This is a genomic window from Pseudarthrobacter sp. NPDC058119 (assembly GCF_042884655.1).
GTDB lineage: Bacteria > Actinomycetota > Actinomycetes > Actinomycetales > Micrococcaceae > Arthrobacter.
Genome location: NZ_JBHVTN010000001.1, coordinates 798,025 through 817,736, shown reverse-complemented (window position 1 = coordinate 817,736; position 19,712 = coordinate 798,025). Strand labels below are relative to the sequence as shown.

At 67.3% G+C, this 19,712-nt stretch carries 23 protein-coding genes and 1 pseudogene; 11 read left to right on the top strand and 13 right to left on the bottom strand.

What is annotated here, in order from left to right; translation table 11 throughout:
* Position 1: 1 nt before the first annotated feature.
* On the bottom strand, positions 2–883 hold the full coding sequence (locus ACFVTD_RS03865; protein WP_387558273.1) for an aldo/keto reductase: 882 nt from the start codon (positions 881–883) through the stop codon (positions 2–4).
* 86 nt (positions 884–969) lie between these two features.
* On the opposite strand from ACFVTD_RS03865, the gene ACFVTD_RS03860 reads away from it, so the two are divergent.
* Positions 970–1,857, top strand: a complete 888-nt coding sequence (locus ACFVTD_RS03860; RefSeq protein WP_387558270.1) for a helix-turn-helix domain-containing protein — start codon at positions 970–972, stop codon at positions 1,855–1,857.
* Positions 1,858–1,999: 142 nt separating this feature from the next.
* Here ACFVTD_RS03860 and ACFVTD_RS03855 read toward each other — a convergent pair whose 3' ends face one another.
* A complete protein-coding gene (locus ACFVTD_RS03855; protein WP_387558267.1) occupies positions 2,000–2,380 on the bottom strand; it encodes an STAS/SEC14 domain-containing protein in 381 nt (126 codons plus the stop codon).
* 128 nt (positions 2,381–2,508) lie between these two features.
* Here ACFVTD_RS03855 and ACFVTD_RS03850 point away from each other — a divergent pair, with 128 nt between their 5' ends.
* On the top strand, positions 2,509–2,784 hold the full coding sequence (locus ACFVTD_RS03850) for a hypothetical protein (RefSeq protein ID WP_387558264.1): 276 nt from the start codon (positions 2,509–2,511) through the stop codon (positions 2,782–2,784).
* A 39-nt stretch (positions 2,785–2,823) separates the two neighbouring features.
* Here ACFVTD_RS03850 and ACFVTD_RS03845 read toward each other — a convergent pair whose 3' ends face one another.
* The 3 genes and pseudogenes from ACFVTD_RS03845 to ACFVTD_RS03835 all read right to left on the bottom strand — a co-directional run bounded on the left by ACFVTD_RS03845 (position 2,824) and on the right by ACFVTD_RS03835 (position 4,544).
* The gene (locus ACFVTD_RS03845) at positions 2,824–3,432 is read right to left on the bottom strand and encodes a hypothetical protein (RefSeq protein WP_387558261.1); all 609 of its coding nucleotides are present in this window, start codon (positions 3,430–3,432) and stop codon (positions 2,824–2,826) included.
* A 277-nt stretch (positions 3,433–3,709) separates the two neighbouring features.
* Positions 3,710–3,796: pseudogene (locus ACFVTD_RS03840) on the bottom strand (hypothetical protein); the annotation flags it as partial.
* 253 nt (positions 3,797–4,049) lie between these two features.
* Positions 4,050–4,544, bottom strand: coding sequence for a DUF4188 domain-containing protein (locus ACFVTD_RS03835; RefSeq protein ID WP_387558258.1), 495 nt, complete (start codon positions 4,542–4,544; stop codon positions 4,050–4,052).
* 67 nt (positions 4,545–4,611) lie between these two features.
* Here ACFVTD_RS03835 and ACFVTD_RS03830 point away from each other — a divergent pair, with 67 nt between their 5' ends.
* A complete protein-coding gene (locus tag ACFVTD_RS03830) occupies positions 4,612–5,187 on the top strand; it encodes a TetR-like C-terminal domain-containing protein (protein WP_387558255.1) in 576 nt (191 codons plus the stop codon).
* 109 nt (positions 5,188–5,296) lie between these two features.
* Here ACFVTD_RS03830 and ACFVTD_RS03825 read toward each other — a convergent pair whose 3' ends face one another.
* The 8 genes from ACFVTD_RS03825 to ACFVTD_RS03790 all read right to left on the bottom strand — a co-directional run bounded on the left by ACFVTD_RS03825 (position 5,297) and on the right by ACFVTD_RS03790 (position 12,081).
* Positions 5,297–6,115 (bottom strand): alpha/beta fold hydrolase, encoded by an 819-nt coding sequence (locus ACFVTD_RS03825; RefSeq protein WP_387558252.1) that lies wholly within the window; start codon positions 6,113–6,115, stop codon positions 5,297–5,299.
* Between the two features lie 64 nt (positions 6,116–6,179).
* Entirely contained in the window at positions 6,180–6,821 is a 642-nt protein-coding gene (locus tag ACFVTD_RS03820) for a winged helix-turn-helix transcriptional regulator (RefSeq protein ID WP_387558249.1), read from the bottom strand.
* A gap of 5 nt (positions 6,822–6,826) precedes the next feature.
* Entirely contained in the window at positions 6,827–7,261 is a 435-nt protein-coding gene (locus tag ACFVTD_RS03815; RefSeq protein WP_387558246.1) for a VOC family protein, read from the bottom strand.
* 330 nt (positions 7,262–7,591) lie between these two features.
* Positions 7,592–8,587 carry a sensor histidine kinase gene (locus tag ACFVTD_RS03810; RefSeq protein WP_387558243.1) on the bottom strand — a complete coding sequence of 332 codons (996 nt, stop codon included), beginning with the start codon at positions 8,585–8,587 and terminating at the stop codon, positions 7,592–7,594.
* A complete protein-coding gene (locus tag ACFVTD_RS03805; protein WP_387558240.1) occupies positions 8,584–9,255 on the bottom strand; it encodes a response regulator transcription factor in 672 nt (223 codons plus the stop codon). The genes ACFVTD_RS03810 and ACFVTD_RS03805 overlap by 4 nt, the downstream gene beginning before the upstream one ends.
* Positions 9,256–9,260: 5 nt before the next feature.
* Positions 9,261–10,040, bottom strand: a complete 780-nt coding sequence (locus tag ACFVTD_RS03800; protein WP_387558237.1) for a DedA family protein — start codon at positions 10,038–10,040, stop codon at positions 9,261–9,263.
* Positions 10,041–10,048: 8 nt separating this feature from the next.
* On the bottom strand, positions 10,049–10,807 hold the full coding sequence (locus ACFVTD_RS03795) for a phosphatase PAP2 family protein (RefSeq protein ID WP_387558234.1): 759 nt from the start codon (positions 10,805–10,807) through the stop codon (positions 10,049–10,051).
* A gap of 254 nt (positions 10,808–11,061) precedes the next feature.
* Complete coding sequence (locus ACFVTD_RS03790) at positions 11,062–12,081, bottom strand: hypothetical protein (protein WP_387558231.1); 1,020 nt, start codon at positions 12,079–12,081, stop codon at positions 11,062–11,064.
* Between the two features lie 465 nt (positions 12,082–12,546).
* Between ACFVTD_RS03790 and paaA the strand changes: the two genes are divergently transcribed.
* From paaA to ACFVTD_RS03750, 8 genes are all read left to right on the top strand, one after another.
* Entirely contained in the window at positions 12,547–13,542 is a 996-nt protein-coding gene (paaA, locus tag ACFVTD_RS03785; RefSeq protein WP_387558228.1) for a 1,2-phenylacetyl-CoA epoxidase subunit PaaA, read from the top strand.
* A complete protein-coding gene (paaB, locus tag ACFVTD_RS03780) occupies positions 13,539–13,916 on the top strand; it encodes a 1,2-phenylacetyl-CoA epoxidase subunit PaaB (protein WP_255173088.1) in 378 nt (125 codons plus the stop codon). The genes paaA and paaB overlap by 4 nt, the downstream gene beginning before the upstream one ends.
* On the top strand, positions 13,913–14,821 hold the full coding sequence (gene paaC / locus ACFVTD_RS03775; RefSeq protein ID WP_387558223.1) for a 1,2-phenylacetyl-CoA epoxidase subunit PaaC: 909 nt from the start codon (positions 13,913–13,915) through the stop codon (positions 14,819–14,821). Before paaB ends, paaC begins: the two co-directional genes overlap by 4 nt.
* A gap of 2 nt (positions 14,822–14,823) precedes the next feature.
* A complete protein-coding gene (gene paaD, locus ACFVTD_RS03770; protein ID WP_387558964.1) occupies positions 14,824–15,348 on the top strand; it encodes a 1,2-phenylacetyl-CoA epoxidase subunit PaaD in 525 nt (174 codons plus the stop codon).
* An 11-nt stretch (positions 15,349–15,359) separates the two neighbouring features.
* A complete protein-coding gene (gene paaE / locus ACFVTD_RS03765) occupies positions 15,360–16,586 on the top strand; it encodes a 1,2-phenylacetyl-CoA epoxidase subunit PaaE (RefSeq protein WP_387558220.1) in 1,227 nt (408 codons plus the stop codon).
* Between the two features lie 29 nt (positions 16,587–16,615).
* Positions 16,616–17,407 carry an enoyl-CoA hydratase/isomerase family protein gene (locus ACFVTD_RS03760; RefSeq protein WP_387558217.1) on the top strand — a complete coding sequence of 264 codons (792 nt, stop codon included), beginning with the start codon at positions 16,616–16,618 and terminating at the stop codon, positions 17,405–17,407.
* Positions 17,408–18,168: 761 nt separating this feature from the next.
* On the top strand, positions 18,169–18,462 hold the full coding sequence (locus ACFVTD_RS03755; protein ID WP_387558214.1) for a PqqD family protein: 294 nt from the start codon (positions 18,169–18,171) through the stop codon (positions 18,460–18,462).
* Between the two features lie 4 nt (positions 18,463–18,466).
* A complete protein-coding gene (locus ACFVTD_RS03750; protein WP_387558211.1) occupies positions 18,467–19,684 on the top strand; it encodes a PqqD family protein in 1,218 nt (405 codons plus the stop codon).
* Positions 19,685–19,712: the final 28 nt, after the last annotated feature.

Sequence of the window (19,712 nt, the reverse complement as noted above, 5' to 3'; positions counted from 1 at the left end):
CTTAGGCTTCCGGGATGGCCATGGCGAACCGCTCCGGGCGGGCCACATCAGGGTCCGGTCCGCTGCGGACACCGGTATCCAGGGCGTCGATGGTGGCGAGCTCCTCCGTGGACAGCTCGAAGCCGAACACGTCGAAGTTCTCCGCGATGCGCCCCGGGTTGGTGGACTTGGGTATGGCAGAGCGGCCCTGCTGCAGGTGCCAGCGCAGCATCACCTGCGCGGGCGTCTTGCCGTGGGCCTTCGCGACGGCGGCGATGGCCGGGTCCCGCATGACGTTTTTCCGGTTCTCGCCCCAGCCGGGGTAAAACGTGATCCCGCCGATGGGTGACCACGCCTGGGTGAGGATGCCGTGCTCCGCGTCCGCCGCCTGGACTTCCCGCTGCTGGAAGTAGGGGTGCAGTTCGACCTGGTTGACGGCCGGGACCACGCCGGTTTCCTGGAGCAGCTGCTGCAGGTGGTGCGGCATGAAGTTGCTGACGCCGATGGCCCGCACGCGCCCGTCCGCCAGCAGGGTTTCCAATGCCTTGTACGCGGCGATGGTTTTTTCCATCCGGTCCGGGGCGGGCTGGTGCAGGATAAGCAGGTCCAGCTGTTCCACGCGGAGCTTGCCTACGGCCTTGTCCCAGGCATGGAGTGCTTCGTCGTAGCCGTAGTCGCTGACCCACACCTTGGTTTCGATGAAGACGTCTTCGCGCGGCAGCCCGGACCGGCGGATGCCTTCGCCCACCTCGCGCTCGTTGCCGTATGCGGCGGCGGTGTCGATGTGCCGGTAGCCCAGCTCGAGCGCGGTCTGGACGGCCGCCGTCGTCTCTTCCGGGGGACTCTGGAAAACGCCCAGGCCCAGTGCCGGCATGCTGACGCCGTTGTTGAGTTTCAGTTCCATGCCTCCACGCTATTTCGGCGGGCGGGATTGTGGGAGGGCTTGCCAGTCCCTCCTTCCCTCCCAGGGCCGGGGCGTAGCGTGAGGGCATGACCAACAGCGACGATGTGCGGAAATTCCTGACCACCCGCCGCGCCCGGCTCACCCCGGACGGCGCGGGGCTGCCCGCGTACGGCGGCACCCGGCGCGTGGCCGGGCTCCGGCGGGAGGAGGTGGCCATGCTCGCGGGGATGAGCGTTGATTACTACATCCGGCTGGAGCGGGGAAACCTCTCCGGCGCTTCGGACAGTGTCCTCAAGGCCCTGGCGCGTGCGCTGCAGTTGGACGAGGCCGAGACGGCGCACCTTTTCGACCTGGCCCGGGCAGCCTCCGCGGCGCCGCGGGTGCGGCGGAAGCGGAGCCCGCAGGCGGTGCGGCCCAGCGTGCAGCGGGTCATCGACGCGATTACGACGGCGCCGGCCTGGGTCCGGAATGACCGCGGCGATGTGCTGGCCGCCAACGAGCTGGGCCGGGCCCTGTATATGGAGATGATGGCGGATGCGGTGGCCCCGCCCAACAGTGCACGGTTCACCTTCCTGAACCCGAAGGCGCGGGAGTTCTTCCGCGACTGGGAGCGCAGCGCGGACGACATCGTGGCAGTCCTGCGCTCCACCGCCGGGAAAAACCCGTACGACAAGGACCTCTCAGACCTGATCGGCGAACTCTCCACCCGCAGCGAGGAGTTCCGCATCCGCTGGGCCCGGCACGACGTGAAGTACCACCGCACCGGGCGGAAACGGCTGCACCATTCCATCGTGGGGGACCTGGACCTGACCTACGAGGCCCTTGAGCTCCCCGCCGATCCTGGCCTGCGGATCAACATTTACACGGCCGAGCCCGGCACGCCCTCGGAGGATGCGCTCAAGGTCCTGGCGAGCTGGGCTGCGACGCAGGGGGCTGTGGCGGCAGCGCCCGAGGTGCGCGTCCGGGAGAGCTGAACCGCTTTCGGGCTGCGCATCTGCATTTTGGCTGCGCGTATTCCCTGCCGTGGCCCACATTCCGGCCGCGCCACGGAATGTGTGCGTCACAGGCGGTTTTGCGCGTCGAGGACAGCAAACGCGCACGACGGCGGCGGCCGGCTCACACCAGCGGCGCATCCTCCTTCAGCCACGCCATCGCCTCGTCGATTGACGTGAAGTAGCGGGTGGGGTGGGCCGGCTTGTGCCGTCCCATGTAGAAGTCGGCCAATGTTTGGTCGACGGGGGAGGTGCCAAGCACCGCCGCGCACTTCACCGGCCAGGTGCCGGCAAAGGCCTTCAGGGCGGCCTGGTCGATCCATTCCAGGCCGGTCATTTCGACCAGCATCGGAAGGGTGCGGCCTCCGCTGAGCACCCGGGCCCGGTGCATCAGCGCCCTGGCGTCCCGCTCCGTGACCACGTCCCCGGGGGCCCACTTCAGGTGCAGCATCGCTCCGGAGAGTTCGATGGTCCCGGTGACGTCTGCATCCCCTTGGTCTTCCATACCGTCTACTGTGATGGCTTTTTAGCACGAGCGCCACCGGTGAGACGCCCAGGCGCCCCGGACGGCGGCACGCAGGAAATGAGGGGTGGAGTAGGCTCAGTTGAACCACCGCCTGAGGGGGCAGACGCATGGGACACGAGCCGCTGGGTGACCTCACCGAACGGGTTGCCGCACAAAAAGCCAGGGACGAACGCGTTGACAAGGTGTTCGGTTCCTGGGCAAGTGTCATCGCGGCGGTCCTGGTCATGGCGCCTTCGATCTACCGGCTCTCCAGCGGCCCGGTGCAGTGGTACGACGTCGTTTCTGTGATCGTGGGTACCGGCTTGATCGGCTTTCACGCGGTGCGGCTGCTCCGGCTCCGTCGCACCGCTGCGGACGCCCAAACCCGACGCGCAAATTCCTGAAGGCTACCCACATAAGCGCCGCGCCCGGTTTGTGGCGAGTCACAAGGGATTTTGCGGGTCGAGAACAGCAGAACGCGTACGACGCCGGGCCACACCTGCCGCCGCCAGCTTCCGTTCCAGCATTCCCGCCGCACTAAGTTCCGCCCAGTCCCACCGCTCCACGCGGAATCCCAGAGAACGAAGCCGGTTTTCGCGTCTCTTCTCCGCCAGCACTGCCTCGGACGTGGTCCTGCCCTTGAGGAACTCGGGTTTGACGTACTTCTCCTCGCCGTCGAACTCGCCAATGATCCGCGAGTCCTTCCAGTAGAAATCCGAGTACCCCACGAGCCCGGCGGCGTCCGTGAAGCGCTGCTGGAGGAGTGGGGGTTCGAAGCCGGCCACGTGGATCAGCGCGCGGCTCCAGGACTCGCCCGCTGAAGCGGACGCGGGATCGGCAAAAGCGATGGCCGCCCGGATCCGTCTCGCCGCCGCGGCCGAGTAGAAGTTCCCGATGCCCGCCTCCAGTTCAGCCTTGGTCAGGGCAGGCAACTGACGGGCCACGTCCGGCCGCAGTACGTGGTCCAGCGGTGCTATGGCTTCGGCGAAGGGGCTGAAGGCGGCCAGGTCCAGGACAGTCCGGACGCGGTCGGTGACCAGGAGCCTCCACATTGCATGCCCTCAGGCCCGACCGGGCAGCGAAGTGGCGGCTGACTCCGGCACGTGACCTGCCGCCGTCGTTCTTCAACGTGAGGGCCTGAACCGGGTGGTTCTGCCCGATGAATGGGATGTCCCACACGCTGGCTGAGGAGTGCCGGGCGAAAATGGTGGGTTTTTCAAACGTTTCCGCGGCGGCCTGGACCCGGACGCGGTACTGCTGCCAGGGCTTCAGCTCCCGCCATGTTGGTCCATCGACATACACGCCGTGCCGGACCCGGACCAGGGTGCCGGACCGGACGCGCTTGGCCAGGTCGTTGGCGCTGAGCCCATGCAGGATGCGGTCCCGCGAGAGCAGGAAGGGCGGGAGATCGGTCATGCATCAACGGTGGCGTGCAGAACGCATCACGGGAACGGCAGGCGGCGGCTATGTGGATAAGCAGCCGACCGGGCTGGCCAGCTGTGACGTCCCCATCAGGGACGCGCATCTGCCCTGCCGACGCGCATCGACCTTTTCGCACCCCATATTTGGGCCCCGGAAGGGAGCGCCTGCGTCGAGGATGATTCCGCGCGTCGAAAACCGAAGCCGGCGCGCAGCACCAAACCCCCGCCGAAGAGGCCGGCCCTCTACACTAGGCGGCCCGTTCGCCGGTGCGGCCCATCCGCTGCCTGGCGGTGTTGGTCCCGGGGCCGATCGGGAGATGGTTCGTCGCCTTGGCAAGCCCAAAGACCGGCATTCCGCTGTAGACGACCTCGACGCCGGCGGCCGGCACCTGGTACGTCTCATGCCAAACGCCAACGTCCCCGGTCCCGGCAAGTTCCTTCATGAAGCGGCGCCAGGGCTCAAGGTGGGGGGCGTCCCGGTCGGCTGCAAACTTCCGCAGATGCTCCGGACTCTCCCAGTAGCTGACCATCACGGTGGTGCGCCCCGCCCACTGGTGGTAGCCCAGCATTCCCGCCTCCGGGACGGTAGCGAGGTGTTGAAGCATTCGCCCCATGGCGGCGCCCACCCTCCCGACGGTCCCGAGCTTCCACCACCGGTTGGCCCGCATTCCGATCAGGAAGACCGTTACCGATTCCCGTGCGGGATCGGCGGTGTACCGGCCTGGAAATACCTGCTGCGCCATGGGAGCTCCCTTAGTTCGGTCATTTCATAACAACGTTACAAAACAAGGTTATGAAACAATTGGATCCATGGCAAGACCTGTAGTGCATAACGATTCCCTGCGGCAGAACCTCTTGGAGGTCACCGCCGAGTTGGTGGACCGCGCCGGTCCCGAGCGGGTGACGTTGCGGGACGTGGCCGCGGCGGCAAGGACCTCCACCACGGCCGTGTACTCACTGTTCGGCGGGAAAGCCCAACTCCTCACGGCGGTGGTGGAGGACGGGTTCCGCTCCTTCGGCGATTCGCAGCGCGCAGCCGCCGCCGGCGGCCTCCAGGGGCTTGGTGACGCCTACCGGACCTGGGCCCTGCACCACCCGGCTCTTTACCGGCTGATGTTCGGCGGCGCCTTGGCTGCATACGTCGATTGCCAGCCGGACCCCGACGCGGCCATGGATGCCATGCAGCCCCTGAAGGACGCCGTCGCTTCTGCGCAGTCCGCCGGCACCCTGCGTGAGGCACCCGTGGACCTGATCGCGGCCGCCATCTGGGGCCAGGTCCACGGCCTTGTGAGTCTTGAGCTGGCGCAGGTTGGACCGCCCGACGCCGATTGGGCCGGGGTGTACATGCAGGCCCTGGACGCCGTCGGGCGCGGATGGGCCGCCTGACGGTTCCCAAATAGCGCCGGCGGCCTCAGGCAGGAAAGCACGACGGCGGGGCGCGCCGGCAAAGAGCCGCGCGCCCCGCCGTCGGCAACTCCAAGGCCGCTGGGGAGCTTTAGTTCGCGCGGAAAAAGGCCCTGAGCTGGGTGGCGATGGCAGTGGCGGAGACCTGGTGGGTTTGGCCGTCGAGGACGCGGTGCTCGCTGCCGGGAATGGCGGCCGCGATGGTCTTTTGCCCCTGCGCCATGGGGTCCGCGGCTTTCCCGCCCACCATGACCAAGGTGGGCACGGTGATGGTATGGAGCCGGTCCACCGGGGCCACGAAGTTGTTGGTCACCCGGGTTTCGTAGGGCAGGGTGTTCGCCGCCGCGAGCTGCTTCTTCCACACCCCCGGCATGAGGCGCAGCATGTAAGGGAGGAACGCCGGCGCCCCCACCATCTTGACCAGGAAGTAGGACACTGCGCTGCCGCGCTTGCCGTCCCGGAGCAGGGCCTCGAGGTGTTCGCGGTGGCTCCCGGGTGTCCCGTCCGCGCCTTGGACGCCGGTGTAGGGCGCCTCATACGTGGCCAGTCCGCGCATCGGGACTCCCGCTGCGGCCGCCTCGAGGGCCAGGGCCGCGCCGGAGGAGATGCCGTAAACGTACGGGTTCCCGCCGGCCTCGGCAAGCACCGCCTGGAGGTCCTCGATCTCGCGTTCGGTGGCGTACGGCAGGGTCTCTCCGCTGTCACCGCGCCCGCGGCGGTCGTAGAAGTACACCGTGAAGGCATCCTTCAACTCGTTCGCCAGGGCGCGGGAGGGGCCGAACGTACGGCCGCAAAAGGCCCCGTCCACCAGGACCAGGCTGGGCCCGGTCCCCATCCGCTCGACGCTGAGGGAGGTGCCGTCGGGCGAGCGCGCGGTGAAGACTGTGCCGGTTTCCTGGGTTTTCGTCATCGAGGTGCTCCATTCAGTCGCGGGTCACGCGGGAGGGTCAAGGCTGTCGGCTCAGGCTAGCGGGTCAGGCCGCCAGATGGAACGTGTCCGCGAAGCGGTGGAGGAGGTTTCCCTGTCCGCTCAGCACCTGGACCAGTCCGCTCTCGAGGGCGCTGTCTGGTGCGATTTCGCCGGCGATGAGCCGCCGGATCCCCGGTCCGCTGGCGAAGACGAGGTCGGCCGCGCCATCGCCGCGCCGGACATCCAGGCTGGGGCCATCCACCCGGATCAGGAGTTCGGTGGAACCGAGATGCGCCGCGTAGGCGGTGGCCGGCAGGGTTGCGGCCACGTCCGGCCGGAATGTGGTGCGCAGGTCCATGGTCATCGACGCCGGAGTGATGATCTGCTCCTCGCGCGGATCACCCATGGCCTTGAATCCCCACGCGCCCAGCGCGAGGATCACAGGTTCGAGCTCCCGGCCGTACGGCGTCAGTTCGTACACGATCACCCGGGAGCGCGGTGCCCGCCGGATGACGCCGGCAGCCTGGAGTTCCTTGAGCCGCGCGGCCAGGATGTTGGTCGGGATCCGGGGGAGCCCGGCGGCGAGCTCCCCGTAGCGGCGCGGCCCCACCAGCAGGTCACGGACAATCAGGAGGGCCCACCGCTCGCCCACGATCTCCATGGCCTGCGTAATCCCGGAATACTGCCCGTAATCGCGTGCGGCCATGAACCTCAGGCCTGCTGGTTCATGTAAGCCTCAGGGCCCTGCTGGGCGGCTGCCGGGTCCATGTAGCCGAATTCCAGGATGTTGCCGTCGGGGTCCGTGAGCTGGCGCTGGTACATGAAGCCGTAGTCGGAGGCGGGCTGCGCTTCGGTGCCGCCGGCCGCGAGTCCGCTGGTTACGGTGGCGTCCACTGCGTCCCGGCTGTCCAGGAAGATCGCGGTGGTGGCCGACACCGTCGCGGAGGGGTCGCCGATGGGCCGCTCGCTGAAGGTCTGGAAGAACTCGCGGACCAGGAGCATGAAGTAGCTGTGGTCTTCCTCCACCACCACGCAGGCCGCATTGTGGTCCGTGAAGAGCGGGTTGATGCTGAACCCCACCGCCGTGTAGAACGCCTTGGCGCGATCCAGATCGGTCACCGGCAGGTTGACGAACATCGAAGTCATGATGGTCTCTTTTCAAGGGTTGGTGCGGATAGACCTGATACTTGCAAAAAACAAGTGGACCGTCAATACCCCAGTTCCCCGCCTGCGCTTCCCACCAATGCGGCTGCCTTCTCGCGACGCGGATACTCCCTCCCGACGCGCATATTCCTTGGCGCGACTCGCATATGGGTCGCGGAGGGGAAGCTGCGCGTCGAAAACGGAGCTGCGCGTCGATGAGGAGTGTGAGCCGCGGAGGGGAAGGTGCGCGTCGAAAACGGCAGTGCACGACGGCGGCAGGCACCTGAGTGGTCAGTGCACGACGGCGGCACGCACCTCAGCAGTCAGCCCCGGTCAGTCCCGGGCCAGGGGGAGCGCCAGCCGCATGGTGGTCCCCCCTGGTCCGGTGCGGGCAACCTCCACGGTGCCGCCGGCCGCGGTGGCGATGTCCCGGACCAGCGCCAGGCCAATCCCGAAGCTCCGCCGCCCGCCCCGGTCCAGACCAGGGGCGCGGACAAACCGGTCAAAGATCCGCCCCGGGTCCACGCCGGTGATGCCGGAGCCGGTATCGGCCACCAGGATCACCGCCCGGGACGCGTCAACGGAGCAAGTGATGCCCACCCGGCCGCCGGCAGGCGTGTGGGCCAGGGCGTTGTCTGCCAGCGCCAGGACAGCGCGGCGCAAAGAACCAGGGTCAACGCGGACCATCGCCGGGCCACTCCCGGAGAACTCCACCGCGACACCCTGCTGCCGGGCCAGGTCCTGCAGGCTTTCCGCAACAGCCTCGGCCACCGAAGCAACGTCCACCGGCTCGGCACCGGCAGAAGGACCGGCGGAAGAGCCAGCGGGAGCGGACGCCGTCGCGGCCAGCAGCAGCTCGTTGACGATCCCCGTCAGCGTGGCGGTGTCTTCCCGGATCCGGGCCAGGGCCTGCGCCGGTTCGGACTCGGGCTCGGCCTTGCGCTGCGCCAGCTGGATGCGGGTGTCCAGGATGGCCAGGGGCGTGCGGAGTTCGTGGCTGGCGTCCTGGACAAACCGCCGCTGCCGGGCCAGGGCCTCGCCCAGCGGCCGGATGGCACTGCGGGCACTGACCCAGCCCACCACTCCGGCCAGCACAATCCCGGCCAGTCCGGCCAGGATCATCCCCTCGATCAGGTCCCTCGAATCGAGGTAGGTGTACGCCGGGGATGTGGGTACCGAGGGGTGCGCCAGCTTATTCATCAGGAACACGGTGGCGGCGGCGAGCAGCACCAGGACCAGCACGGCCACGCCGGCACTGATCCGCAGCGCCACCTTGAGCGACGCGCGGCGGAGGGTGTCGCGGTCCGGATCAGAAGGGCCAGAGGTCATGACGGGTCGCCAATCTGGTAGCCCACGCCGTGGACGGTGCGGATCACTGTCCGGGAAATCTTGCGGCGCAGGTGGTGGACGTAGGTATCGATAACACCCGGCTGGTCCGTGGACTGGAAGTGCGCGGCGAGCAGCTCATCGCGGGTGAACACCCTGCCTGGCTCGGCCGCGAGCGCCGCCAGGACTTCGGCTTCTTTGGCCGTCAGTGTCACCAGGTCCCCGTACAGGGAGCGGACAGAGCGCGACGCCGGGTCGAAATCCCAGGTGCCGATCCCCACCGGTCCCGCGGGGGTGCTGAAGGTCCGGGTCAGGGCCCGCAGGCGGGCAGCCAGCTCGCCGGCGTCGAACGGTTTGGCCATGTAGTCGTTGGCGCCGGCGTCCAGGCCGCGGACCTTCTCGCCGGTCTCGCCCAGCGCGGTGAGGACCAAAATGGGGGTGCCGATGCCTTTGGAACGGAGCGCGGCGATGACGGCCAGACCGTCCATGATGGGCAGGCCGCGGTCAATGACCATCACGTCCCAGGGCTGCGTGAGCCCCAGATGCAGGGCCTCCTGCCCGGTGACCGCCAGCCGGACCCGGTAGTCGGGCTCCAGCAGTTCGGTAATGAGCGGACCCAGGGCGGGGTCGTCCTCGGCCAGGAGCAGGGAGAGCCGGTCCGCAGGTGTCATGCAGCCTATTCTTTCGTGCCGCCGTCCCGGCGGGAGGTGCCGGCTGCCGTGTCGAGCCCTGGTGCGGCCGTGGCAGCAAAGTCCGTGCCGTCGTCGTCCGCTGCCTGCTCCCCGGCATCAGCGCCGGCGCGGCGTTTCCGACGGCGGTGCTTGAGGTATTCGATGCCCCACGGCACCACGGACACCAGCACCATGACCACGGCGATGACGTCGATGTTCTTGGCGATGACCTCGTAGTGGCCCAGCCAGGTGCCCAGGAGCGTGACCGACGCGGCCCACGCCAGGGCGCCCACGATGTTCCACAGCGTGAACTCCTTGTGCCCGTACCGGGCGGTCCCGGCGGTCAGCGGCGCGAAGGTCCTGATGATGGGCACGAAGCGGGCAAGGACGATCGCAGCGCCGCCGTGCTTGTGGAAGAAGTTCTCCGTGGCGGTGAGGTGCGCGGTCTTGAGGACCTTGGCGTCGTCCTTGAACCACCGCCGGCCGAATTTGCGGCCCAGGATGAACCCCACCTGGTCGCCGGCCACCGCGGCGCCCGTGACCACGCCGATCAGCACGGGCAGCGCCAGGTTCAGCTGCTGGTGCAGGAGCCCGGCGGTGAACAGCAGCGAATCGCCAGGCAGGAACGGGAACAGGACGCCGGATTCGATGAAGACCATCGCGGCGATCACTCCCAGCGCGGCCGGGCCGAACCCTTCCAGGAGGCTGGCCGGGTCCAGGAGGGAGGGCGGTCCGCTTGCGGTGGCGACGCCGGAAATGGCGTGGGCGGCAAGAATCGTGTGCACGGGGGTCCTTAGTGTCGGCTGGCAGGGGCGGACAGGGCGGCGGGAAGGCGGTCCAGGAGCCGGGGGCCGAAGCGGTTCCAGAGCCCGGCGAGGAGGACCACCGCGGCGGTTGCCGCCAGGAAGGAGGCAACCACATCGGTGGGGTAGTGCACCCCTACATATACCCGCGACCACGCAACAATCACGGGCAGGGCTGCACCGGCTGCGGCCACGGGCTTGGACCAGCGGGTGCCGCGGCTCAGGAAGTACACGGCGAAGGCCAGGGCCACGGCGAAGGAGACGTGGCCGCTGGGGAAGCTGTTGGAGCCGGTTTCCGGGGCCAGGGGATCGTAGAGCAGGCCGGGGTTGGGCCGCTGCCGGGCGATGAGGAGCTTGAAGGCCTCGCTGGCCACCCAGCCCGAGCACGCGGTGAGCCCGAAAGCGATGGCCTTGGGCAGGTCGCGGCGCATCAGCCAGAGGGCCAGCGCGATGACGGCGATGATGGCCAGGCCCGCCACGGGGGCGAACAGGGTGTTGATCACCATGGCGACGGCGGTCAGCGCGGCCACGTGGTGCTGGCTGAGGTCCTGGTCCACGTGGAGTTCGGCCGCAGTTTCACCGGGCGTGAGCTGCACCGCCAGGCCCAGGGCGACGACGGCGGCACACAGCAGCGCGCCCAGCAGCAGCCAGTGGCGGGGCTGGGGGAGTGCGGGGAACCGGGTGCCGGCAGTTGCGCGGGTGCCGGGGGCGGCTGCAGTCTCATGGCGGTCACGGGCGGGCTGATACACGGAAGTCCTTCGGCTGGTCCTGCGGCGGACAGGGTTCTGTCCTGGTCTCTGTTTCAATCCTCCGTGGCCGTTCCTAAGAAAGGCTTAAGAATCGGGTGCCCCGCCGGTGCGCGCTGCAGCCTCCGGCGCGGGTGCGGGGTGCTGGCGACGCGCAGATTCCCCTCCGAGGCGCAGATTCCCTGGCGAACCGGATATTTGGGGTGCGCAGGGGAACTTGCGCGTCGAAACCGCAGCTGCGCGTCGAAAGTCCCGGGTCAGTTGGCCACGACGAACGGAACCACCGTCACCCCGGAGTTCGTCGAGCCCAGCTTGTTGTCCCGGCATGACGAGCGGAGGTGCAGCTTGTGTACACCGTTGGCCAGGGTCCTGGTGTCGATCGCGAGGGGCGCCGAACCGAACGACCTGCCGCCGTAGGGGGCCGCCGAATCCCAGAGCACTATTCCGGGGTTGGGCGGATCCGCGTGGAAGTCGGGGTCGAGGGAGATGAAGGAGTGCGTTACCGGGAGGGAGCCGTTGGGGTGGGTGGTCAGGCCCACGGCGGGCGTCCAGACCCCTGACACCGGGCCATCGGGAATGGGGACGCTGCGGACCGAGGCCTCGCAGTAACCGGAGTGGGTGTACCAGCCCTTGCCGCGCAGGAACGGGTACCGGGCGGCGTCGGACCGGGACTTTCCGTTCTGGATGTCGGTCTGCCAGTTGAGGCTCGCCCGCATCTCGTTGCCGCTCGGCTCCGGCACGAACGCGCGGAGGTGGACCTCCTGCAGGCCCGAATGCTTGAACGCTGAGATCGGCCGCGAGAACGTCAGCCAGCGCTCGCAGGTGCCGGCGCACACGAAGTCGCCGCCGCCCGTGCTGGACGGGCCCGGGCAGCTGAAGTTGGCGGCCGCGGACCGCAGGTAGCACTTTTGGACCGCGGTTTCGCCGGTGGGCGTGATGAACACCATGGAGACGTAATTGGCCGTGCCGGGGTTGTCGTGCAGGATTACCCGCACGTTCACCGTGAAGTTGCCGGAACTGATGGTCTCGCGCTCGGGGATGCAGGCGCCAAGGTGGACGTGGCCGTTGTTGGTGATGGAGTTGTTGGCCTGGTCGGCGTCCGGCATCCACCAGGACTGGGCGTCCACGAATTGCCGGGTTTCTGAGTAGGCGGTGCCGTCGGCGGGAGGTGCCCCGATGCACGGTCCGGCTGCGGCTTGGGCTGTGTTTACGCCCAGGGCTGGCATGGCGACGCCCGCCAACGCAACGGCAACAATCAGGGCCAGGAACCGTCTCATGACGATCCACCTTCCAACGGTGTCTGTCGCTATATGGGGATGGCGCGCCCGCGCTGTACTGTCGCCGGCATAGGGACGCCGGACCGTGAAAACTTCCGCTGCTGTCAGGGCCAAATAAGGCGTGGTCATTGTATGCCCGGGATCAGAGGCAAACCAGAGTTGACAGTAGTCCCGGCGCCCCACCGTGCGGAGGGAATTGGCGGTGATGCACGACGACGGCTCCTCCCAGGTGCCCCGCCCGCGACGCGCATATTCCTCTCAGCCGCTCAGGTTCCTTTTCGAGCCGCATATACGGGGGTCACATAGGAAGGTGCGCGTCGAAAGGGAAGGTGCGCGTCGAAAATGCAGAAGCACGTCGAAAGAGGGACCGCCACGCTTGACGCCCGCGCGCGCTCCCGCATATCCTGAACGAACGGTCGGTAAATAATTCCGAGACGCCCGACAGGTCTTTGCATAGGAGCAACCATGGCAGCGCAGAACTTGCAGTCAGTGCCGGCTGAGCTAACCCCGGAAGAGGACGCCGCAGGCCAGGCCCACTTCGACCGGATCATCGCCGAGGACTCACGGATCGAGCCCCGCGACTGGATGCCGCCGGCCTACCGCAAGACCCTCCTGCGCCAGGTCTCCCAGCACGCGCACTCCGAGATCATCGGCATGCAGCCGGAAGCCAACTGGATCTCAAGGGCCCCCAGCCTGAAGCGCAAAGCCATCCTCATGGCTAAGGTGCAGGACGAGGCAGGCCACGGTCTCTACCTTTACAGCGCCGCAGAGACGCTCGGACAAAGCAGGGACAAGATGATGGACGACCTCATCGCCGGCAAGGCCCGCTACTCCAGCATCTTCAACTACCCGGCCCGCACCTGGGCGGACATGGGCGCCATCGGCTGGCTGGTGGACGGTGCAGCCATCTGCAACCAGGTCCCGCTGTGCCGCGCCTCGTACGGCCCCTATGGCCGCGCCATGGTGCGCGTCTGCAAGGAAGAGTCCTTCCACCAGCGCCAGGGGTTCGAGATCCTCCTTGAACTCTCCAACGGCACCCCCGAACAGAAGCAGATGGCGCAGGACGCCGTGAACCGCTGGTACGCCCCGGCGTTGATGATGTTCGGCCCGCCGGATGACGATTCCCCCAACTCCAAGCAGTCCATGGCCTGGAACATCAAGCGGTTCAGCAATGACGAGCTCCGCAGCCGGTTCGTGGGCATGATGGTGGAGCAGGTCAAGGTCCTGGGCCTCACCCTCCCGGACGACCAGATCCGCTTCAACGAGGACACCAGGAAGTGGGAGCACGGGCCCCTGGACTGGGACGAGTTCCACGAGGTCCTGGCCGGCCGCGGCCCCTGCAACGCCCAGCGCCTTGAGCGGCGGAGGGCAGCGCACGACGACGGCGCCTGGGTTCGCGAGGCAGCGGCGGCTTACGCAGCAAAACAGTCAGCAAAGATGCAGAAGGAATACGCAGCATGAGCCCGCACGGCAACCCGGAAACCCCCGCCAGCTCGGCCACCGAGATCAACCGCGAAGCCCCCAAAGCCAGCCCGGCCCCTGACCACCACGACCGCTCCACCTGGGGCCTCTGGGAGGTCTTCGTCCGGTCCAGCCGCGGCCTGAGCCATGTCCACGCCGGCAGCCTGCACGCCCCGGACGCCGCCATGGCCCTCCGGAACGCTCGGGACCTCTACACCCGCCGCAACGAGGGCGTGTCCATCTGGGTTGTCCCGGCCGACGCCATCGCCGCCAGCGACCCCGATTCAAAAGGTTCCTTCTTCGAGTCCCCGCAGGGCAAGGACTACCGGCACGCCACCTACTACACCAAGAGCGAGGGAGTGAAGCACCTGTGAACGCCCCCACCACAGGCCACGGCGACATCTCCACCGGTGTGGCCGGCGGCGACTCCAACGCCTCCGCCACCCGGATCACCCCCGGCAACGCCCTCCGCCCGGAGGACATCGCCCTCGAGGTCAAGACCGGCCTGGCCAAGCCCTCCGAGGATGTGGCCGAGTACGCACTGCGGCTCGGCGATGACGCCCTGATCCTCGCGCAGCGCCTGGGCCACTGGATCTCCCGCGCACCGGAGCTGGAGGAGGACATCGCCCTGGGCAACATCGCCCTGGACCAGCTGGGCCACGCCCGCAGCTTCCTCACCTACGCCGGCGCCGGGATGCCCAAGGAGGACGGCACCCCGAAGTCCGAGGATGACCTGGCGTACTTCCGCCGCGAGCACGAGTTCCGCAGTGTCCAGCTGTTCGAGCAGCCCAACGGCGACTTCGCGGCCACCATCGCCCGCCAGTTCGCGGTGAGCTACTACCAGTACGAGCTGTACCGCCGCCTCACCGAATCCACTGACGCCACCCTGGCCGCCATCGCCGCCAAGGCCGTGAAGGAAGTGGACTACCACCGCGACCACAGCACCCAGTGGGTCCTGCGCCTCGCCGGCGGCACAGAGGAGTCCCGCACCAGGATGATCCACGGCCTGCGGACCATGTGGCCGTACGTCAACGAACTGTTCCAGGACGACGAACTGACCGAAAGGCTCGCCCAGGCGGGCGCCGCCGTCGCGCCTTCCAGCCTCAGGGACGACTTTGACCGCCTGGTCGCCGACGTCCTCAAAGAGGCCGAGCTGGAAGTCCCGGACGTGCCACCAGCCCCGGGCGGCGGCCGGCTTGGCAAGCACTCGGAGTACCTGGGCTACATCCTCGCGGAGATGCAGGTGCTGGCCCGCGAACATCCCGGAGCGAGCTGGTGACCGTGTACATCTCGGACTTCGAAAGCCGGACCAGCACTCCGCAGCAGGACGCGTGGGACATCGCGGCCACCGTGGTGGACCCGGAGATCCCGGTACTCACCATCGCGGACCTGGGCATCCTGCGGGACGTGCAGGTCACGGAGACCGGACAAGTGAAAGTCACCATCACCCCCACATACTCGGGCTGCCCGGCCATGGACGCCATCCGTGACGACCTCTACAAAGCCTTCGAAAATGAGGGCTACGAGGACGTGCACGTGGACCTGGTCCTGGCCCCGGCGTGGACCACGGACTGGATGACCGAGGCCGGCAAGCAGAAGCTGCAGCAGTACGGCATCGCGCCCCCGTCAGGGAACAGCAAAGCCGGCGGCCACTCCGGCCCCATCCGGCTGAGCCTGGCCGTGAAGTGTCCGCAGTGCAGCAGCCTCAACACCAAGGAACTCACCCGCTTCGGTTCCACGTCCTGCAAGGCGCTGTATGTGTGCCAGGACTGCAAGGAACCGTTCGACTACTTCAAAGTCCTGTAAGGAAGCCCCCCATGCCTGTTGTCCGCCAGACCGCCGCCGAAGAGGCTGAGGTGACCGGCCGCCGTCGTCCGTCCTTCCATTCCCTTGCGGTGAAGGAGGTGCGCCGGCTCACCGACGATGCCATCGAGGTCAGCTTCCATGTGCCGGCCGAGCTCGCCGGCAAGTTCGACTACCTGCCCGGCCAGTACGTGGCCCTGCGCACCACGCTCGCGGATGAGTCCGGCGAGCCGAAGGAGATCCGCCGCAGCTACTCCATCTGCGCCGAGCCGCGCAGCTTCGCGGACGGCACCAGCGAAATCCGTGTGGCCATCAAGAAGGACCTGGGCGGGCTGTTCTCCACGTGGGCCAACGCCGAGCTGAAGGCGGGGGACACGCTGGACGTGATGAGCCCCATGGGCGCGTTCGTGTCCAAGCACGGCCGGGACGGGCAGGCCGTGGAGCAGAACGTCATGAACTCCATGAACCATCCCGAAGAGTTGGCGGGGGAGCCGGGGAACTTCGTGGCCATCGCGGCGGGGTCCGGGATCACCCCGGTGATCGCCATCGCCCGGACGCTGCTGGCCGCCAACCCGGACACCCGGTTCGACCTGATCTACGCCAACAAGGCTGCCATGGACGTGATGTTCCTCGAGGAGCTGGCGGACCTGAAGGACAAGTACCCGCAGCGGCTGGCCATCCACCACGTGCTGAGCCGTGAGCAGCGGATCGCCCCGCTGCTGTCCGGCCGGATCGACGCCGAGAAGCTGCAGCAGCTGCTGGGCACCGCCCTGCACGCGGACGATGTGGACGAGTGGTTCCTGTGCGGGCCGTTCGAGCTGGTGCAGCTGTGCCGGGACACCCTGGCCGAGCGCGGCGTGAAGCCGGAGAACGTCCGGTTCGAGCTGTTCACGTCGGGCAAGCCGGACCGCCCGGAGGGGCAGGCCGGCCGTCCCGTGGTGGTGGATGAGTCCAAGGAGACGTACAAGATCACGTTCAAGCTGGACGGGCTGCAGGGCGAGGTGGCCAGCCCCACCCACGCGCGCGAGTCCATCCTGAACGCGGCCCTGCGGGTCCGCCCGGATGTGCCGTTCGCGTGCGCCGGGGGAGTGTGCGGCACCTGCCGGGCCAAGGTGGTCACCGGCAGCGTGACCATGGACGAGAACTACGCGCTGGAGCAGGATGAGCTGGACAAGGGCTACGTCCTGACCTGCCAGAGCCACCCCACCAGCAAGGAAGTCACGGTCGACTTCGACGTCTAAGTTTGTTTTCGCCCCGATGAAGGAGCCCCATGATTTCCCTTTCCATCAGCAACGGCATCGCCGAGGTAGTGCTGGACGCGCCGCACAAGCTGAACTCGCTGGATGAGCAGGCGCTGCGGGATTTAGCACAGGCGTACGACGACGCTGCTGCCGCCGCCTCACGCGGTGAGGTGCGGGCACTGCTGCTGAGGGGAGAGGGCCGGGCCTTCTGCGCGGGCCGCGACATCGCCGGGGTCACCCCGGAGAACGACGACGCCGCGGCGTACCTGGGCGGGCTGGTGGAGCCCTTGCTGAAGAAGATGGCCGCTTTCCCGGCACCGACGTTCGCGGCCGCCCAGGGCGCGTGCCTGGGCGTGGGGCTGGGGCTGCTGCTGGCCACGGACGTGGTGTACGTGGCGGAGAACGCGAAGTTCGGGTCGCCGTTCGCCAAGCTGGGGGCCACGCTGGACTCTGGCGGGCACTGGTACTTCACGGAGCGGCTGGGCATGCACCGGACACTGGACCTGATCTACACCGCGGACCTGATCTCGGGCGCCGAGGCCGTGGCCCAGGGGATGTTCAGCCGTGCGATGCCTGCCTCTGATCTGTTGGACTCCACGCGGGCGATTGTTGGCCGCGTTGCCGCCGGTGCCACCGGCGCCTTCGTTGCCTCGAAGGAGTTGGTGGCGCACATCCGTGACCAGCGGCTTGGCCTGTGGGAGGCCATGCAGCAGGAGAACGAGGAACAGGCACGCCTCTGCAAAACCGAGGATTACGCGGAGGGTTTCCGGGCATTCCAGGAGAAGCGTGAGCCGAAATTCACGGGAATTCCGCTGGTGTAATTCGCCTTTATGAAGCCTTGCAGAATTCTTGAGTGAACCTTGCAAGACCGTTTCAGAAATCTTTATTTGCGTTCGTAAGAGTAGGCGAAGCCGGGCAAACCGGCCGATGCGCCCTGCCGGTCTCAAGTAGGCAGCCGCATCCGGAAACCTACTCTGGGGGCACAATTGGCTGAGGTTTTGAACGAGGAAGTCAGTAAGGAAGAAAAGGGCGGCATAAGCCGGCGCCGGGTCGCCGCGGGTGTCGCGTGGTCCCTTCCGGTCATCGCTACGGCCATCGCGGCTCCAGCAGCAGCAGCGTCCGGGCCAACGCCCACGCCTACCGCAACTCCGGCAACTGGCTTGTTTACTTCCGGGACCCAAAACATGACGTCGACGGTAAGTACTGCCCATGACCGGACAGGAATGGTAGTACCGGCTCTTCTGAGCCTCAAGAACCTCACCGGCGTCACTGGTCAGGTCAGGGTTGTACTTACCATCACACCGCCATCGTCAGCTGCACCTGCAATTTCCTTCTCCACAGTCAGCGTAGGGTCTTCGACTCTGGCCATTACGCGGCCGCAGAGTAACGCAGCGGAGTTCAGCGCTACGCTGCCCTCGGGTGCCACCACTCTCGATTTTGCTTTCAGCGGTTACAGCTACGCAGGCAAGAAACAAGATTCAGGCACTTACACGGTCACCACCGTTACTACCTACGTCCAAAACGGAATTTCCACCCAAATGCCGTCCGCCCCGAGCACCACGATCGTTCTGCCGAAGGCTGGGTGACCACAAGCATGGTCTGGAAACGTGGCGGCTTGGTCGCCGAGGTCTGTACTAAACCGCGGGCGCGCGTCGCACTTCTGCACCTCGACGCAACGCAGCCCGTGGTCCTGGAGGGAACAGCTGCGGTGATCTGGGATCTGATTGATGGCCAGCGCAGCGAGCAGGAGATCTTCTCCGAGCTTGAGGCCACCTTCGAGGATCAGTCAGGACAGATGCAGGCCCAGGTGGAAGGCTTCCTGGCAAGCCTCGAAGCACAGCGCCTGATCGAAGCCGCACGCGGCGTTTCCCACTGACGGCATGACAGCCGCGGGAACCACGGAGAGCGCAGGGCTGGCCTGGAAGCAACGCCTCCTCGAGGAGTTGGCAAGGGGGAGCGATCTGCTGTGCCTGGAGGTTTTGGGGCAGCCGTTCGTGGTCCGATGGGGCAGTGCCGTCACGTGGCAGCAGCGGGTCAGCATGAGCTCGGCGTGGGCTCGGTGCACAAGCAGCCGTGAGCCTCTGCTGCCGCCTGCACCTGTGGAAGCGCAGGTTGGCAGGCCGTTCACGGCGTCGGTCGCCTGCACGTCCACGCAACGCGGCGACGGAACATTCCAGCTCGCGGCAGCTTCCTTCGAGGAGTTGGCGGAAAACCTTACGTCCCGGCTCACGGTAGCCGCCATCCTGGCCAACGCCGGTGAGCTGACCATGCTCCACGCGTGCGGGGTGGCAGATCCTGCTTCCGGGGCCGTGGTGGCGCTGGTGGCCAAGTCGGGAACGGGAAAGACCACGGCCGCCTCCGTGCTCGCCAGGACTTATGGCTATGTCACGGATGAGACGGTGGCTATTGCCTGGGACGGGTCGGTGGTTCCTTATCCCAAGCCGCTCTCAGTCAAGCAGGAGGCCGGCACCCCGAAGCGCCAGGCGTCCCCGGATGAGTTTGGGCTGCAGCCGGCCCCGGCCATGCCCTTCATCCAGTCCATCGTGCTGTTGAACCGGGTCCAGGGGAAGCGACCAGTGGCCCCGGTGCTGAAACGGGTACCGCTGGCCGACGCTTTGCTGGCCCTGATCCCCGAATCGTCCTCCCAGGCAGAATTCGTGGATCCGCTGCAGTCGCTCTGCCGCCTCATCGAGAGCGTCGGGGGAGTGTGGCAGGTGACCTATTCGGAGGCAGCGGACCTACCGGCCGCCATGGAACCGCTGTTCCAGCTGCAGCCTACGTCGGAGTCGGAGTGGGAACCCGCGGCACTGGAAACTGCCCAGGAAGCGCCTCTCCCGGCCGGCAGCATCCGGCGCAGGGCCCCCAAAGACGCGGTGAAGATCCGCGGCGACCTGCTGGTCATGCTGGACAAAGAGATAGTGCGCCTGACCGGGGTCGGACCCGCCATCTGGGAGGGCTGCGCTGGCCCGGTGAGGCTGGACCAGCTGACTGACGACGTAGCGAAGGTGCACGGCGAACCGGAAGGCTACCGGGTCGCCGTCGCGCAAGCCGTAGAGCAACTCACCGCCGCGTCGATCCTGGAATGCGGCGAACACTGAACCGCCTGCACGGGCACCTCAAGAACCT

Excerpts from the sequence above, each read along its gene's own strand:
- ACFVTD_RS03815 (WP_387558246.1), bottom strand. The coding sequence starts at position 7,261 with ATGACTTCGATGTTCGTCAACCTGCCGGTGACCGATCTGGATCGCGCC.
- ACFVTD_RS03790 (WP_387558231.1), bottom strand. The coding sequence starts at position 12,081 with ATGAGACGGTTCCTGGCCCTGATTGTTGCCGTTGCGTTGGCGGGCGTC.
- paaA (WP_387558228.1), top strand. The coding sequence starts at position 12,547 with ATGGCAGCGCAGAACTTGCAGTCAGTGCCGGCTGAGCTAACCCCGGAA.
- ACFVTD_RS03750 (WP_387558211.1), top strand. The coding sequence starts at position 18,467 with ATGACAGCCGCGGGAACCACGGAGAGCGCAGGGCTGGCCTGGAAGCAA.
- ACFVTD_RS03865 (WP_387558273.1), bottom strand. The coding sequence starts at position 883 with ATGGAACTGAAACTCAACAACGGCGTCAGCATGCCGGCACTGGGCCTG.
- ACFVTD_RS03835 (WP_387558258.1), bottom strand. The coding sequence starts at position 4,544 with ATGGCGCAGCAGGTATTTCCAGGCCGGTACACCGCCGATCCCGCACGG.
- ACFVTD_RS03760 (WP_387558217.1), top strand. The coding sequence starts at position 16,616 with ATGATTTCCCTTTCCATCAGCAACGGCATCGCCGAGGTAGTGCTGGAC.
- ACFVTD_RS03830 (WP_387558255.1), top strand. The coding sequence starts at position 4,612 with ATGGCAAGACCTGTAGTGCATAACGATTCCCTGCGGCAGAACCTCTTG.
- ACFVTD_RS03860 (WP_387558270.1), top strand. The coding sequence starts at position 970 with ATGACCAACAGCGACGATGTGCGGAAATTCCTGACCACCCGCCGCGCC.
- paaE (WP_387558220.1), top strand. The coding sequence starts at position 15,360 with ATGCCTGTTGTCCGCCAGACCGCCGCCGAAGAGGCTGAGGTGACCGGC.
- ACFVTD_RS03855 (WP_387558267.1), bottom strand. The coding sequence starts at position 2,380 with ATGGAAGACCAAGGGGATGCAGACGTCACCGGGACCATCGAACTCTCC.
- ACFVTD_RS03845 (WP_387558261.1), bottom strand. The coding sequence starts at position 3,432 with ATGTGGAGGCTCCTGGTCACCGACCGCGTCCGGACTGTCCTGGACCTG.
- ACFVTD_RS03825 (WP_387558252.1), bottom strand. The coding sequence starts at position 6,115 with ATGACGAAAACCCAGGAAACCGGCACAGTCTTCACCGCGCGCTCGCCC.
- ACFVTD_RS03850 (WP_387558264.1), top strand. The coding sequence starts at position 2,509 with ATGGGACACGAGCCGCTGGGTGACCTCACCGAACGGGTTGCCGCACAA.
- paaB (WP_255173088.1), top strand. The coding sequence starts at position 13,539 with ATGAGCCCGCACGGCAACCCGGAAACCCCCGCCAGCTCGGCCACCGAG.
- ACFVTD_RS03810 (WP_387558243.1), bottom strand. The coding sequence starts at position 8,587 with ATGACCTCTGGCCCTTCTGATCCGGACCGCGACACCCTCCGCCGCGCG.
- ACFVTD_RS03820 (WP_387558249.1), bottom strand. The coding sequence starts at position 6,821 with ATGGCCGCACGCGATTACGGGCAGTATTCCGGGATTACGCAGGCCATG.
- ACFVTD_RS03805 (WP_387558240.1), bottom strand. The coding sequence starts at position 9,255 with ATGACACCTGCGGACCGGCTCTCCCTGCTCCTGGCCGAGGACGACCCC.